This window comes from Parageobacillus thermoglucosidasius (assembly GCF_001295365.1).
GTDB classification, from domain to species: domain Bacteria; phylum Bacillota; class Bacilli; order Bacillales; family Anoxybacillaceae; genus Parageobacillus; species Parageobacillus thermoglucosidasius.
Map to the genome: position 1 here is coordinate 997,817 of NZ_CP012712.1, position 14,984 is coordinate 1,012,800.

The following is a 14,984-nucleotide window of genomic DNA, read 5'->3' on the forward strand; positions in this document are numbered from 1 at the left end:
TTGTCATTTTTCTTTTTATGTGATTAGCGTATTCGTTTTTGCCAAAGATAGAGTTAAAGCGTTACGTGGAAAAATGATAGACCGCATTTTTTATATGGACAATTTTATTTTCCGGCATTCCGGTGATTCCGCATAAAAACGGGCGGTTGATGAGTGCGCTGTTGACAGCGGCGGTGAGGCTTTTTTCCTCATATAAGCGGATTGCTATGTTTCCGATCGGAAACTCGGAATAAGCGCCAAATTCATCGCTGCTTTCCGTTACGGCCTGGCGGGGTATATCGAATAAATGGCAATATTTTTGCAATGACTTGTCAAGATCGCTTGCATTCATCCCAATATGCGAAAGGGACGGGGTTCCGATGCTGTGCTGCATGAGAGGGGTCATTTCGTTAGCGCGGGCTTCTTCCGGTTCACCCCATTGGATGAAAAACGGATAGCGGCATGTGTCATCTTGTTCGTCATGGATAAATAACATCGACCAGCTTATTGTTTTGCCATCCTCACGTTTTCGGCTTCCGGAAAACGGACCGATCGGCTTTAGTCCTTTTGTTTGGATGCGGGAAATGGCAGCATCGATATCGTCCGTGCGGAATGCCAATTGCGAAAAGCCTTCTCCTTTATGGGAGTCCGTGATGATTTGCTGGATCAAAACGTTGTCGGACGTTTTCGCTTTATCAAAGTCGGCAATGCCGATCCATTCAATGTACCGCAGTCCGGTAAAGTAATTTAGGCAGTTATACGTTCCCCAAGAAGGGTGATTTCCTCCGTTTATGGCATGAAAGCCAATAAGCTGAAACGCGGTTTTCGCTTCTTCTGGTTTTTCCGTATAGTGAACGATATGATCAAATGTGACATTCATGGTCGCTTCCCCTTTTTAACAAAAATTTTAAAACAGCCTGTTTTTTATTTTATATAGCTCTCGCTCGTTCGCGGTTGTTTTATGAACGGCAAAATCGACATCAAGCTGAATGTTGTCTAACCGTTCGTTCAGTTGGTGGTAATGGGAATCTACTTTTTCCTCGAGTTCATGAAGACCTTGTTTGAGAGAAGCGATTTCACCGTGGATGATGTGTACGTCTGTTGCGAGGGCTTCGAGTTTGGCATCTGTTTCATCTTGGCGGTGAAGAAGTGCCGTCATTAGTTCGTTCAGTTCCTTTAGTCCGGATTGCAAATAAGCTTGTTCTTCTTCTAATCGTTTTTGCCCTTGGAGCAGTATTTGTTGTTCCCGGCGGATCGTTTGTTGTTCTTTTCGGATAGTCAGCTGTTCTTCCTCTAACCGTTTTTGCCCTTCGACAAGATTATGCAATGTACCTTCGATATTGCCAAGCTTGTCAAGCACTTGCTGGAGAACTGTTTCGTCCATAAACATCCCCCATTCACGCATGCTTTGGTTATTTAAAAATATTATAGCACATATGTTCGTTTCTATCAAGAATATGGTGGAAAGCTGTTTTTGTATTCTTGCACAGAACGCGCGGCAAATGTTGCTTCATTCGATGAAAGTTTGGTATCATCATAGTATTGTGATAGGTCGAACTCATTGGAGGTGAAAATGATGTCGAGAATTTCCATCGAACAAGTCAAACATGTGGCGCATTTGGCGCGTTTGGCGATTACTGACAAAGAAGCAGAAATGTTTACGAAGCAGTTAGATGCGATTATTACGTTTGCTGAGCAATTAAATGAGCTCGATACAGAAAACGTTCCGCCAACCTCGCACGTTTTGGATATGAAAAACGTCATGCGCGAAGATGTGCCGACACCGGGACTTCCGCGCGAAGAAGTGTTGAAAAACGCTCCGGACCACCAAGACGGGCAATTCCGCGTACCAGCGATTTTAGAGTAAGGAGGGGGAAGCAATGTCATTATTTGACCATAAAATTTCCGAATTACATACCCTTTTACAAAAAAAAGAAATCTCGGTATCAGATTTAGTCGATGAATCGTTCCGCCGCATTGGCGAAGTAGAAGACAAAGTGCAAGCGTTTTTAACGCTTAATGAAGAAAACGCGCGCGCGAAAGCGAAAGAGTTAGATGACAAACTAGCGAAAGAAGAAAACGATTTTGGGGTGCTTTTTGGCATTCCGATTGGCATTAAAGACAACATTGTCACAAAAGGGCTTCGCACGACATGTGCAAGCAAAATTTTGTACAACTTTGATCCGATTTATGACGCAACAGTCATGGAGCGCTTGAACGAAGCTGGCGCGATAACAGTTGGAAAATTAAACATGGACGAGTTTGCGATGGGATCTTCCACGGAAAACTCCGGTTTTCAACTTACCCGCAATCCTTGGGATCTTGAACGCGTACCAGGCGGCTCCAGCGGCGGTTCCGCTGCGGCAGTAGCGGCAGGCGAAGTGCCGTTTGCGTTAGGTTCGGATACAGGCGGATCGATTCGCCAGCCGGCGGCGTTCTGCGGTGTTGTTGGTTTGAAGCCAACATACGGACGCGTATCCCGCTTTGGTCTTGTCGCGTTTGCTTCTTCACTTGACCAAATCGGTCCGATTACGCGCACGGTAGAGGATAACGCCTACTTATTGCAAGTGATTGCCGGTTTAGATCCAATGGATTCGACATCGGCAAACGTGGAAGTGCCAAATTATGTTGAGGCGCTTACCGGCGATATTAAAGGGTTGAAAATCGCTGTGCCGAAAGAATATTTAGGCGAAGGCGTAGCGGAAGAAGTTCGCCAATCTGTGCTTGATGCGTTAAAAGTATTGGAAAAACTAGGAGCTACATGGGAAGAAGTATCGCTGCCGCACTCGAAATACGCGCTGGCAACTTACTATTTGCTTGCTTCTTCGGAAGCGTCCGCGAACCTGGCCCGTTTTGACGGCGTTCGTTACGGCTATCGCGCGGATAATGCGAAAAACTTAATCGATATGTATAAACAAACGCGCAGCGAAGGATTCGGAAACGAAGTAAAACGCCGCATTATGCTTGGGACATTCGCATTAAGTTCGGGATATTATGACGCTTACTACAAAAAAGCGCAAAAAGTCCGGACATTAATTAAACAAGACTTCGAAAAGGTATTTGAAAAATACGATGTCATTGTTGGCCCGACAACGCCGACACCAGCGTTTAAAATCGGCGAAAAAACGAGCGATCCGTTAACGATGTATGCTAACGACATTTTAACGATTCCAGTGAACCTTGCTGGCGTTCCGGGCATTTCTGTACCATGCGGTTTTGTGAACGGCTTGCCGGTCGGATTGCAAATCATCGGCAAACATTTTGATGAAAGCACGGTTTACCGCGTTGCTCACGCATTCGAGCAAGCGACCGACTATCATAAACAAAAACCAGCGTTATAAGGGGGGAAACATGATGAATTTTGAAACGGTTATCGGTCTTGAAGTTCACGTCGAGCTAAAGACAAAATCGAAAATTTTCTCCAGCAGCCCAAATGCGTTCGGAGCGCCCCCAAACACGCAAACGAACGTAATTGATTTAGGTTATCCGGGAGTTCTTCCTGTGCTGAACAGACAAGCAGTCGAATTTGCGATGAAAGCGGCGATGGCGCTAAATTGCGAAATCGCGACGGAAACGAAATTTGATCGGAAAAACTATTTTTATCCGGACAACCCGAAAGCATACCAAATCTCGCAATATGATCAGCCGCTTGGCCGAAACGGCTGGATTGAAATCGAAGTGAACGGCAAAAAGAAAAAGATCGGCATCACTCGTATTCATTTGGAAGAAGATGCGGGAAAACTGATGCATACCGGCGACGGCTATTCGCTCGTCGATTTCAACCGCCAAGGCACACCGCTCATCGAGATTGTGTCAGAACCGGACATCCGCTCTCCGGAAGAAGCGTACGCGTATTTGGAAAAATTAAAATCAATCATCCAATATACGGGTGTGTCCGATTGTAAAATGGAAGAAGGTTCGCTTCGCTGTGACGCGAACATTTCCCTTCGTCCGATCGGTTCAACCGAGTTTGGCACGAAGACAGAACTGAAAAACTTAAACTCGTTTAACTTTGTGCGCATGGGTTTAGAATACGAAGCAAAACGGCAAGAGAAAATTTTGCTTTCCGGCGGCGTCATCCAGCAAGAAACGCGGCGCTTTGATGAAGCGACGAAAACAACGGTGCTTATGCGCGTCAAAGAAGGATCGGAAGACTACCGCTATTTCCCAGAGCCAGATCTTGTTATGCTATATATCGACGATGAATGGAAAGAACGCGTCCGCGCGTCGATTCCGGAGCTTCCTGACGCCCGCAAAAAACGCTACGTCGAAGAGTTTGGCTTGCCGGAATATGACGCGAAAGTGCTGACACTGACAAAAGAAATGGCCGATTTCTTCGAAGCGACGGTCGCAAACGGGGCGGATCCGAAATTGGCGTCGAACTGGCTTATGGTCGAAGTGTCCGGTTATTTAAACGCCGAACAAAAAGAACTGCATGAGATCGCATTGACGCCGGAAAGCTTGGCCGGCATGATTAAGCTGATTCAAAACGGCACGATTTCTTCGAAAATCGCGAAAAAAGTGTTTAAAGAGCTCGTCGAAAAAGGCGGAGACCCAGAAAAAATCGTCAAAGAAAAAGGGCTTGTGCAAATTTCCGACGAAGCGACATTGCGCAAAATCGTCCTTGAAGTCCTTGACGCCAATCCGCAATCGGTCGAAGACTATAAAAACGGCAAAGACCGCGCGCTCGGTTTCTTAGTCGGACAAGTGATGAAAGCGACAAAAGGGCAAGCGAATCCGCCGCTTGTCAATAAGTTGTTAGTAGAAGAAATTAACAAACGATAAACAAGTTAAAGCTGGCTGCATCAAGCCAGCTTTTATTTTTTGGCCAATATGGTTGAGAGGATTAAAAAAATGGCACAAAGCGAAAAACAGCATAGAAAGCAGCGGTTTTTTTATTTATTCTGTACCATAGTTACCATTGCGTTCTTACGATGCGCTTGGCGGCTGCATGCAAAAAAGATTTTAAAATAAATATTGACCTGGCGATATTTGGAGTGATAAGATATTGTAAAAACATATTATTCCGATTTATATAGTATGAATTAAGATGAAGGAAATGATGGCCATTCGTTTAATTATAAAAAATCTTCATTGAGTAGAGAGGGGAATTGCGTTTGATGAAGTTTTTGCAAATTGCCAGTGGAAAGGAATTTTTGGCGGCTTCCATACACTATCCTGATTCGCTGCTTCCAGCGAAAGAAATTCCTGTTGTGATTATTTGTCATGGATTTATTAGCACACGTATAGGAATTGACAGGCTGTTTGTACAAACAGCACATTATCTGGCTTCGCGGGGAATGCCAGTGGTCCGATTTGATTATGCCGGATGCGGCGAAAGCAGCGGGGAGTATGGAGATAATAGGTTGGAGGATTTAATTTATCAGACGAGAAGCGTCATTGATTATGTCAAAAGCACAGAATCGTTCAAAAATAACCCAATCATTCTTCTCGGCCATAGTTTAGGCGGCGCAGTTGCATTGCTTACAGCGGCGATAGATACGAGGGTTGATTCTTTGATACTGTGGGCTCCATCGGCGAATCCTTATGATGACATTACCCGAATTGTCAAAACACAAACAAAGGTGTCTAATTTGGACAGAAATATCGATTATTGTGGTTATCGATTAGGCCCGCATTTTTTTCAATCTTTATCCCATTACCATCCATTGCAAGAGGCAAAGAAGTTTCCGGGAAATGTGTTAGTGGTGCATGGAGGAAATGATGAAGAGATTCCTGTGGAATATTGCCACTTATATTATCAAGCTTTCCAACTTCGCAAAAAAGGGAATTGCGTGAAGGAAATCATTCCAGAAGCTAATCATACATTCTCATCACTCTCACATCGGCAAATACTTTTACAGATAACAAGCGACTGGCTCGAAAAAGAATTGTTCCTCATATCTTGAACGTGTTGCTAATAACTGCGAACTGGAAATCATATATCGTCCCCACGCAACCAACATTTCAAGGGGTGGGAGATATTATGATTTCCAATTATATCATAGAACATGTGTTCCTAGATAAAAACGGCTACATTTTACATGCTGCGTTATTTCGTGCATTGACAAGCTCTTCTCGCCAGAAACACGCCTATCCTCCTATTCATGGAAATCGATCGCAAATGTGAAAAACTTATTTTTCCATTCCCTCTTTCTATTTATTGTTATTGCAAAGCCGGAATGTAAATAAAGAATGAGAAAAAATTCTGCATTTATTAACGTTACTCAAAATTTTTTAAAATCTACTTTACTTATTGCAATAATATGAATAAAATGAAAAAAATTGTGCGAGAATGATTAGTCATCGAAGAGCTCTTGAGTGCATCAACATTCGGGAGCTTTTTGTTTTCATATTCAAAAAAGAGGGGGGAGAAGAAACGTGAATATTGATTACATTGAAGCATTTATTTATGTTGTTCATTTTAACAGCATTCATAAAGCGGCCGACGCGCTGTTTTTATCACAGCCAACGGTTACAGCACGGATCAAGGCATTGGAGCGCGAGCTGGATACGGAGCTGTTTGAACGGCAAGGAAGAGGCATAACACTGACGGAAAAAGGAAAAATGTTCGTTCCATATGCTGAGCAGATTCTTCGCACTTTCCAGCAGGGAAAAAAACAACTGAAAAAAAGAGAAGATCAGGAAGAGGTGGTCATTGGAGCGAATCTTATCACATCGCAATATTTTATTCCGTTTGCACTGCCGCTTTGGAAAAAAGCGCATCCGAATCTCCGGTTTAAGTTTATTTCAGCGTCCAATGAGGTGCTGCTGGATAAACTGCTGCAAAAGCAGATTGATGTGGTCTTCATGAAAGAAGTGTCGCATCATTCGCTGCAGAATAAACCTCTCCTTGATAATTCGATCCGGCTTGTCGTTAAGCCAGGACATCCATTTCAGTTTCAGTCAAAGTTGTCCGCGCGGCAGCTGGCGCGTGAACCGTTAGTGTTTTTTGAGTGTGGTGCATTTGACTGGAATCGTGTTCACAAAATTTTTGAAGTAGAAAACGTGGAGCCGCGGATTGAATTTCAGGTGGATCATCTCGAAGTGGCAAAATCGCTCATTCAAAGTGGATGTGGGATCGGATTTTTGCCTTATTTATGCATAAAAAATGAACTGGAAACTGGCCAGCTTGCGGAAGTCAATGTCGCTCATTTGATGATGCTGAAACAGTATATTCATGGAATATATTATGGCTCTGAGCCCCCTTTTATATGGAATACCATTCTTTCATCTGTTGAAAAGTTTGCAAAAAATGCAATTGCGCCGGTATCACAAACGAATTGATAGATTTTTTTGATGAATCGTATAAATCTTTCTATCACCGGAAGTATTGCCTTTTTCCTTTTTCCAGTGGTAGGATAAATGTCAAAATAAAACCAATTATTCACACCTACAAACTTGGAATAAAAACGAGGGGAGAAATATGTATGAGTTATCAGCTTGGATTGTTGGATCAAAGCCCGATTCCTGAAGGGGCTTCGGCGTTTGATGCCCTGCAGCAAACAGTCCGCCTCGCTCAAAAAGCCGAAGAATGGGGATATTCGCGTTTCTGGGTATCAGAGCATCATAACACCGAACAACTGGCAGGCTCCTCACCAGAAGTATTGATTTCGTATTTGCTCGCCCGGACTAATTCGATTCGGATTGGATCAGGGGGAGTCATGCTTCAACATTACAGCCCTTTTAAAGTTGCGGAAAATTTCCATGTTTTGTCTTCTCTTGCACCTGGAAGAGTCGATCTTGGTGTTGGGAAAGCGCCGGGAGGGCTCCCATTGTCAACGAAGGCATTACAGTTCGGAACGATGAATGACGGAAAAGACTTTAAAGAGCGGTTCGTTTTTTTAAAAAAATTGATTGAAGATTCCGTCGACGAACACCATCCGTTCGCCGGCATTCGTGCTACACCAATCCCTCCAGAAAAACCTGAAATGTTTTTGCTTGGAGCCAGTCCCCAAAGTGCGCAACTAGCCGCTGACCTTGGTGTTGCTTTTGTATTCGGTCTATTTCTTAATGGCGATATGAAGGTGCTTGAAGAAGCGGCACGCGTTTATCGAAAGGGCTATCCGGATGGGCGTTTTCTCGTATCCGTTGCCGTTGTCGCCGCCCCTTCACAACAAGAAGCGGAACAACTGGCGGGAGAGCAAAAAATATTCAAAGTGCATCTCCAAAGCGGTCGCACGGTAACGGTTTCATCATTAGAACAAGCGCATGCCTTCGGAAAGCAAGCTGACGAAGCTTACGAAGTGGAAGAACAAGCGAGCAATATTATTGCAGGCACACCTTTATATGTCAAAAACGTTTTAACAAATTTTCACAAAAAATATCAAGTAGATGAATTTATTTTGCACACCCCGCTTCAAAAAGCGGAAGAACGGCTTCGGTCGTTTCAATTGCTAAGTCCGATTCACTCGAATGAGGATGACAAAAGTGCAGAAAGGGATGAAGAATATGTCTCATAAAAAACAGATTAAATTGGGAATCATGTTGCACGGCCCGGGCAGTCACATGAATGCATGGAAAGACCCGAGTGTTCCAAAAGATGCAAGTGTGAACTTTCTATATTATAAGTCCATTATCCAGCAAGCAGAGGCAGCAGGATTTTCTTTCGCCTTTGTGGCCGATGGATTATATATTAATGAAAAATCGATTCCTCATTTTTTGAATCGCTTTGAACCGATAACCATTCTGTCTGCCCTTGCAGCAGTGACATCGAGAATAGGGCTTGTCGGCACGGTATCGACGACTTACAGTGAACCATTTACCGTTGCCCGCCAATTTGCATCGCTGGATAAAATAAGCGGCGGCCGTGCTGGATGGAATGTAGTCACTTCTCCGTTAGAAGGCTCTGCAAGAAACTACAACAAAGGAGAACATCCGCCGCATGCGCTTCGCTATGAAATTGCCGAAGAATTTTTGCAAGTCGTTAAAGGCCTTTGGGATTCATGGGAAGATGATGCTTTCGTACGCAACCGTGAGACCGGGCAATTTTTTGATAGAAATAAGCTTCATGTTTTAAATCATAAAGGCCGTTTCTTTTCTGTTGAAGGCCCGTTGAATATTGAACGTTCGAATCAAGGGCAGCCTGTCATTTTTCAGGCGGGTTCTTCCGAAGCCGGCAAGAATCTGGCTGCAAAAGAGGCAGATGCCGTTTTCACCAATGTAGAGACACTTGAACAGGCGCAGGCTTTTTATGAAGATGTGAAACGGCGGGCAGAAGCGAATGGGCGGAGCAGAGACGAGATTCTCATTTTCCCGGGGATTCATCCAATTGCCGGGGCCACCATTGAAGAAGCGGAAGAAAAATACAAAGCGATTCAAAACCTTGTGTCGATCGAAGAGGCGCTTCATTATTTGGGACGGTTCTTTGATCACTTCGATTTCAGTGTATTCCCGCTTGATGAGCCGTTTCCGGATGTGGGTGATGTCGGGAAAAACAGCTTCCAATCGACAACTGATCGGATTAAGAAAATCGCGCGTGAACAGAACTTGACACTGCGGGAAGTGGCTTTGCAGGTAACCACTCCAAAAGGAGCATTTTTCGGAACATATGAACAGGTGGCCGATCAATTGATTGCCTGGGTGGAGGGCAATGGAGCCGATGGATTCATTTTTGCCCCGCCTGTTCTCGGCAGCGGTTTAACCGATTTTGTTCAGCACGTCATCCCGATTCTGGAAGAGCGGGGCTACTACAGCCGGGAGTATCAGAGTGATACATTGCGGGGAAATTTGGGGCTGCCGTACAAGGAAAATCAATATACGAAAAAATCAAAAGAAGCGATTCATTAATAAGGTGCAAAAATAATTCCATCGATGCCGTTGCAGATGTTATGGAGACGAAAGCCGGGAAAGATCAACGGAATGAATAGTTGGCGCTGTGGAAAAAGGAACGGTCTGAAAGGCAGCAGTAGGGTTGCCACCTTAAAAAGGAAGGGAGGGCATGTTTGGTCATGAAGAAACAGAAAGTAACAGAGAACATTAAAATTACAAGAGATGTGCCCGTTTCGATGAGAGACGGAACCATCTTGTATGCAGATATATACCGGCCAGACGACCAGGAAAAATACCCCGTTTTGCTATTAAGAACTCCTTACAACAAGAGCGATGCTCAGACAATGAATTACGCTCATCCAATCTGGTATGCCAAAAATGGGTATGTGGTCATTGTTCAAGATACTCGTGGAAGGTGGAAATCTGAAGGTACATTTGATCCTTATAAGGCAGAAGGACAAGACGGCTATGATACGGTTGAATGGGCGGCACATTTGCCTGATGTGGAACCTAAAGTAGGGATGTACGGGTTTTCTTATGCTGCTGCAGTGCAATTATTAACCGCTGCTGAGAGGCCGCCACATTTAAAGTGTATTGTTCCGGCTATGATTGGTTCAGATGGCTATAACGGACATGTTTATAAACATGGCGCATTTGCTCTTGCTTTGAATTTGTCTTGGACATTGTTTGTTAGCCAGGACGAGGCATTTCGCAGAGGAAAATGGGATTGGTTGAGAGAGATTTCTTTCAATACAGCAGCGATCCAATCATTGTATCATTATCTGCCTTTAAAGGATGTTCCGGCTGTCAAAGAGGAATTAACGCCATTTTATCAAAAGTGGCTCGAACATCATGTAAGAGATGAATATTGGGACCGCTACTCGATGCAGGATCACTATGAGAAAATCAACGTTCCTGTTCTTCATATTGGCGGATGGTATGACATCTTCATTGATGGAACGATTGAAAACTTTCAAGGCATCAAAAAATATGCGGATGCTAAGGCAGCCAGTGAACAATATTTATTTATTGCCCCTTGGTACCACATGCCATGGTCGAGATATGTTGGTGAACTTGATTTTGGAGAACATGCCCGCAACCGAATCGATGAAATTCAACTGAGCTGGTTTAATCGATGGTTAAAAGATGAAGAAAACGAATGGTGCCAGAAAAAGCCAGTGAAGTACTTTTTGATGGGCAGCAATGAGTGGAGAGAGGCGTCCCAATGGCCGCCTCCTAATACGATAAATACAAATTACTATCTGCACAGTTCATATAAAGCAAATTCGATCAATGGCGATGGAAAACTGTCCATTCATCTCCCCGAAAAAGAAGCATCTGATATTTTTGTTTATCACCCATCCATTCCAGTACCAGCACTTGGCGGAAGATCAGGAGCAGATCCGGTTTTAACGCCGATGGGGCCAAAAAATCAACTTCCGATTGAAGCACGGAACGATGTTTTAGTTTACACATCAGACATATTAGAAGAAGATGTTTCCGTTGTTGGCGACATTAAAGTGATTCTGTATGCATCGACGACTGCGGAAGATACGGACTTTGTCGTGAAGCTCATTGATGTTCATCCAAATGGAAATGCGTATAACGTTGCTGAAGGAATCATTAGGGCAAGCTTTCGGAATTCCTTAGAAAGACAAGAACCTGTGCCAGCTTCACAAGTCATTAAATATGAAATCAATGCAGGCGCTATTGCCAATGTTTTCAAAAAAGGACACTCTATTCGCCTGGATATCACTAGTTCATTGTTTCCGACATTTGACCGCAATCCGAATAGATTGGTCAAGCCAGGAAGCGCGACGGCAGCGGATTTTATTGCTGCAACTCAAACGATCTATCATGGCGGGCGATATCCATCACATGTCATCCTGCCAATTGTTAAAGAACAACGATGATTTCAAGAATGTCCATGTTACCAAGAAGGAGGAAGACATGAAAAAAAAGTTCGTTTGGTTTGATTTAGGTTATACCCTTTTTTACCAGCAGCGAGAATCCATCTACCAGCAATTTCTTAAAGAAAATGGCATTTATATCTCGTTAGAAAAAATCGAAAAGGCTTATCACCTGACAGATAAATATTTTATGAGAGAGTATCCGAGTGTGTTAGGAAAAGAGATTCAAACTTTCTACCCTTGGTATTTAGGTGTTTTGAATTTTAAGCTCGGCCTCCATTTTGATTTAAGCAGGCAAAGTGAACGAATGCAGGGGATGCAAAAGTATATGGAGCAATGGCATCCTTTCCCCTTTGTGAATTCGGTATTATCTCAGTTAAAAAGGCACTCCATCAGGCTTGGAGTGATCAGCAACTGGGATCGCAGTGCCAGAGAACTTCTGGAGAGACATGGTTTAACTGCCTATTTTGATCATATTATTATTTCTGCAGAAGTTGGCGTGGAAAAGCCGGATGCCGCGATTTTTGAAAAAGCCTTAAAAGATGCTGGAGTGTCTGGAGAAGAGTGCATCTACGTTGGAGACAACTATTATGATGATGTGATTGGCAGTTCGAAAGTTGGAATGAAAGCTTTATTGATTAATCGCTTTAATCGGGAAGGGATAGAGGAAATCCGGTATCCTCACACGATTCGTTCTATCGAAGAAGTGCCAGATTTATTGAATAAAATGGGGCTTTTTTAATAATGATAATTTTTTAACGTAAAGGGGAGTTAATTGGGATGGCATTGATGATAAAAAGCAGAAAAAAGAAAAAAACAAATTTCATGAAAGGGCTATGGTTGAGCATTTCGCTTGTTCTATTGCTAACCGCATGTGACAGCCAAAAAGAAACAGCGAATGGCACAGCTTCTACTAAAGAAAAAGTGGATAAAGAAGTGGTTGTTGCGGTTCCCCAAGATCCGGATTACTTGGACCCGTTTTTGGCTCAAGCCGCAGGAACGAGAGAAATAATGTTCAATGTTTTTGAAGGGCTGTTAAAGCCAAATAATAAAGGGGAGCTTATCCCGGCGATTGCGGAATCTTATAAAATTTCCCCAGATGGGCTAACCTATACATTTATATTGAGAGATGGCGTGAAATTTCATAATGGGCAAGAGGTGACTGCTGAGGATGTAAAGTATTCCTATGATCTTTTAGCGGGAACTGATACAGGAAAGCCGTTGTACACTTCGTTTAGCAATGTGGAATCGATTACGGCACCGGATAAGAAAACGGTCGCCATTAAACTGAAGCAAAGAGAAGCCTCTTTCTTGACGGCAGTGACCGCTGCCGTTATTCCGAAAGGTTATAAGGACAGCAATAAAACTCCGATTGGGACAGGCCCTTTTAAGTTCGTGGAATACTTGCCGGGGCAGCGTCTCGTTCTCGAGAAAAATCCTGATTATTATGTGAAAGGTGTTCCTTATTTGGACAAGGTGGAGTTTCGCATTATTAAAGATGCAGAAGCTGCTTTCTTAGCTTTTCAATCAGGAGAAATTGACATTTATCCTCGAATCGGAAGCGAAAAATTAGAAGAATTGGGCAAAGGATATAAGTATGTTAGCGCCCCGCAAAACTTAGTGCAATTGCTTGCATTCAACCATAAAAGAAAACCATTCAATAACAAATTCGTTCGTCAGGCAATCAATTATGCCATTGATAAAGATGAGATTATTAAAGGGGTTGCCTTAGGAAAAGGAACAAAAATCGGCTCGAATATGAGCCCGATTATGGGCAAATATTATCAAGAAGGTTTAGAAGATAAGTATGCGATTAATATCGAAAAAGCGAAACAATTGCTTTCTGAAGCGGGTTACCCGAATGGATTTACAACAACGATCACGGTTCCGTCCAATTATCAGTTTCATGTAGATACAGCTCAAGTAATTGCCCAGCAGCTTAAAAAGATTGGAGTAAAAGCAAACATTGAAACTGTGGAGTGGGGAGTATGGCTGGAGCGTGTTTATCAAGGCAGGGATTATGACACGACGATTATAGGGCTGGATGGAAAATTAGATCCGTACGAAATCTTAAATAAATATTTATCAACAGCAAAAAATAATTTCTTTAATTTTTCTAACCATCAGTTTGATCAAATGCTGGAGCAGGCGAGAACAGAAGTGGATGAAAATAAGCGGGTAGAACTCATTAAAAAGGCACAGACCATTTTGGCAGAGGAAGCAGCGGCTGTTTACATTATGGATCCGAACACGAATGCGGCATTCAAAGACAATTTGGAAGGATATCAAACGTATCCAATTTATGTCCAAGATATGGCAGTAATAAAGGTGAAAGAGTAAGAGGCATGGATTAAGGCAAAGGTACAAGGTGATGGTATGAATTTTGTGATAAGGAGAATGTTTACGTTTTTTCTGACGCTGATTTTTGTCGTTTTCCTGTCTTTTTGCGCATTTCGCATTATTCCTGGGAACCCCGCTTTGGCGATTTTAGGGACGGAGGCCACCCCGGCACAATTGGAAGCACTTAATAAAAAACTCGGAGCTGACAAACCTCTTATCGAACAATTCGGATCATGGATGATTAATGTTTTGCATTTCGATTTTGGCGAATCATTGCGGTTTTCCGAACCTGTTTTAAGTTTAATCATAAGCCGCTCCTCCGTTACCTTCTCTTTGGCCATCATTGCTTTAATCATCACTGTTGTTACAGCGATACCTTTAGGAATGTTGGCGGCAAAGAGCAAAGGGAAAACGATGGATTTTCTGATCTCCATCAGTACACAAATTGGTCTTTCGGTTCCCTCCTTTTGGTCTGGCATTCTGCTTATATTGATTTTCGGATTTACATTGAATTGGTTTTCTGCTGGAGGATATGTCCCGTGGTCAAAGAGCCCATTCCTTGCTTTGCGTTCCCTTTTTTTGCCGTCGCTGGCGATAGCAATTCCGCAAATTGCCATCGTTGTCCGTTATTTACGGACAACGATAATTGAACAGCTGAATGAAGATTATGTACGCACAGCATATAGTAAAGGGTTAAAAGAAACGACTATTTATTTCAAACATGTGTTAAAAAATGCGCTTATCCCTGTCGTTACAGTAGTTGGGATGAATTTTGGCGAAATTCTCGCAGGAAGTTTAGTCATTGAGCAGGTTTTCACGCTTCCGGGGTTCGGAAGCCTGCTTGTTTCCGCCATAGGCAGCCGTGATTATCCGCTTATTCAAGGGATGGTCCTTATTATTGCGTTCCTTGTTGTTTTGGTTAACTTAATAGTGGATTTAACCTATCGTTGGTTGGATCCAAAAATGGAATTAAAATAGGTGGTC

13 protein-coding genes are annotated in these 14,984 nt (G+C 43.1%); 11 read left to right on the forward strand and 2 right to left on the reverse strand.

What is annotated here, in order from left to right; all coding sequences use genetic code 11:
* Positions 1-61: 61 nt before the first annotated feature.
* Together AOT13_RS04930 and AOT13_RS04935 are read right to left on the reverse strand one after the other, a co-directional pair.
* Positions 62-859, reverse strand: coding sequence for a VOC family protein (locus tag AOT13_RS04930; protein ID WP_013401724.1), 798 nt, complete (start codon positions 857-859; stop codon positions 62-64).
* Between the two features lie 27 nt (positions 860-886).
* Positions 887-1,363 (reverse strand): hypothetical protein, encoded by a 477-nt coding sequence (locus AOT13_RS04935; RefSeq protein ID WP_080695319.1) that lies wholly within the window; start codon positions 1,361-1,363, stop codon positions 887-889.
* A gap of 192 nt (positions 1,364-1,555) precedes the next feature.
* Between AOT13_RS04935 and gatC the strand changes: the two genes are divergently transcribed.
* The 11 genes from gatC to AOT13_RS04990 all read left to right on the forward strand — a co-directional run bounded on the left by gatC (position 1,556) and on the right by AOT13_RS04990 (position 14,978).
* Positions 1,556-1,846 (forward strand): Asp-tRNA(Asn)/Glu-tRNA(Gln) amidotransferase subunit GatC, encoded by a 291-nt coding sequence (gene gatC, locus AOT13_RS04940; protein WP_042383965.1) that lies wholly within the window; start codon positions 1,556-1,558, stop codon positions 1,844-1,846.
* 13 nt (positions 1,847-1,859) lie between these two features.
* The gene (gatA, locus tag AOT13_RS04945; RefSeq protein WP_003253256.1) at positions 1,860-3,320 is read left to right on the forward strand and encodes an Asp-tRNA(Asn)/Glu-tRNA(Gln) amidotransferase subunit GatA; all 1,461 of its coding nucleotides are present in this window, start codon (positions 1,860-1,862) and stop codon (positions 3,318-3,320) included.
* A gap of 13 nt (positions 3,321-3,333) precedes the next feature.
* Positions 3,334-4,764, forward strand: coding sequence for an Asp-tRNA(Asn)/Glu-tRNA(Gln) amidotransferase subunit GatB (gene gatB, locus AOT13_RS04950; RefSeq protein WP_003253255.1), 1,431 nt, complete (start codon positions 3,334-3,336; stop codon positions 4,762-4,764).
* Between the two features lie 335 nt (positions 4,765-5,099).
* Positions 5,100-5,888, forward strand: a complete 789-nt coding sequence (locus AOT13_RS04955) for an alpha/beta hydrolase family protein (RefSeq protein ID WP_013401720.1) — start codon at positions 5,100-5,102, stop codon at positions 5,886-5,888.
* A 472-nt stretch (positions 5,889-6,360) separates the two neighbouring features.
* Positions 6,361-7,266, forward strand: a complete 906-nt coding sequence (locus tag AOT13_RS04960; protein ID WP_013401719.1) for a LysR family transcriptional regulator — start codon at positions 6,361-6,363, stop codon at positions 7,264-7,266.
* A 143-nt stretch (positions 7,267-7,409) separates the two neighbouring features.
* On the forward strand, positions 7,410-8,441 hold the full coding sequence (locus AOT13_RS04965; protein WP_042383961.1) for an LLM class flavin-dependent oxidoreductase: 1,032 nt from the start codon (positions 7,410-7,412) through the stop codon (positions 8,439-8,441).
* Positions 8,431-9,768, forward strand: coding sequence for an LLM class flavin-dependent oxidoreductase (locus AOT13_RS04970; RefSeq protein ID WP_035502504.1), 1,338 nt, complete (start codon positions 8,431-8,433; stop codon positions 9,766-9,768). The genes AOT13_RS04965 and AOT13_RS04970 overlap by 11 nt, the downstream gene beginning before the upstream one ends.
* Before the next feature lie 161 nt (positions 9,769-9,929).
* The gene (locus tag AOT13_RS04975; protein ID WP_042383989.1) at positions 9,930-11,663 is read left to right on the forward strand and encodes a CocE/NonD family hydrolase; all 1,734 of its coding nucleotides are present in this window, start codon (positions 9,930-9,932) and stop codon (positions 11,661-11,663) included.
* A 37-nt stretch (positions 11,664-11,700) separates the two neighbouring features.
* Entirely contained in the window at positions 11,701-12,402 is a 702-nt protein-coding gene (locus tag AOT13_RS04980) for an HAD family hydrolase (protein ID WP_003253242.1), read from the forward strand.
* 38 nt (positions 12,403-12,440) lie between these two features.
* Positions 12,441-14,000, forward strand: a complete 1,560-nt coding sequence (locus AOT13_RS04985; RefSeq protein ID WP_003253240.1) for an ABC transporter substrate-binding protein — start codon at positions 12,441-12,443, stop codon at positions 13,998-14,000.
* A 36-nt stretch (positions 14,001-14,036) separates the two neighbouring features.
* Positions 14,037-14,978 carry an ABC transporter permease gene (locus AOT13_RS04990; RefSeq protein WP_042383959.1) on the forward strand — a complete coding sequence of 314 codons (942 nt, stop codon included), beginning with the start codon at positions 14,037-14,039 and terminating at the stop codon, positions 14,976-14,978.
* Positions 14,979-14,984 lie beyond the last annotated feature (6 nt).

Coding starts and splice junctions, on each gene's coding strand:
- AOT13_RS04990 (WP_042383959.1), top strand. CDS start 14,037: ATGAATTTTGTGATAAGGAGAATGTTTACGTTTTTTCTGACGCTGATT.
- AOT13_RS04965 (WP_042383961.1), top strand. CDS start 7,410: ATGAGTTATCAGCTTGGATTGTTGGATCAAAGCCCGATTCCTGAAGGG.
- AOT13_RS04975 (WP_042383989.1), top strand. CDS start 9,930: ATGAAGAAACAGAAAGTAACAGAGAACATTAAAATTACAAGAGATGTG.
- gatC (WP_042383965.1), top strand. CDS start 1,556: ATGTCGAGAATTTCCATCGAACAAGTCAAACATGTGGCGCATTTGGCG.
- AOT13_RS04955 (WP_013401720.1), top strand. CDS start 5,100: ATGAAGTTTTTGCAAATTGCCAGTGGAAAGGAATTTTTGGCGGCTTCC.
- AOT13_RS04935 (WP_080695319.1), bottom strand. CDS start 1,363: ATGGACGAAACAGTTCTCCAGCAAGTGCTTGACAAGCTTGGCAATATC.
- AOT13_RS04985 (WP_003253240.1), top strand. CDS start 12,441: ATGGCATTGATGATAAAAAGCAGAAAAAAGAAAAAAACAAATTTCATG.
- AOT13_RS04980 (WP_003253242.1), top strand. CDS start 11,701: ATGAAAAAAAAGTTCGTTTGGTTTGATTTAGGTTATACCCTTTTTTAC.
- gatA (WP_003253256.1), top strand. CDS start 1,860: ATGTCATTATTTGACCATAAAATTTCCGAATTACATACCCTTTTACAA.
- gatB (WP_003253255.1), top strand. CDS start 3,334: ATGAATTTTGAAACGGTTATCGGTCTTGAAGTTCACGTCGAGCTAAAG.
- AOT13_RS04930 (WP_013401724.1), bottom strand. CDS start 859: ATGAATGTCACATTTGATCATATCGTTCACTATACGGAAAAACCAGAA.
- AOT13_RS04970 (WP_035502504.1), top strand. CDS start 8,431: ATGTCTCATAAAAAACAGATTAAATTGGGAATCATGTTGCACGGCCCG.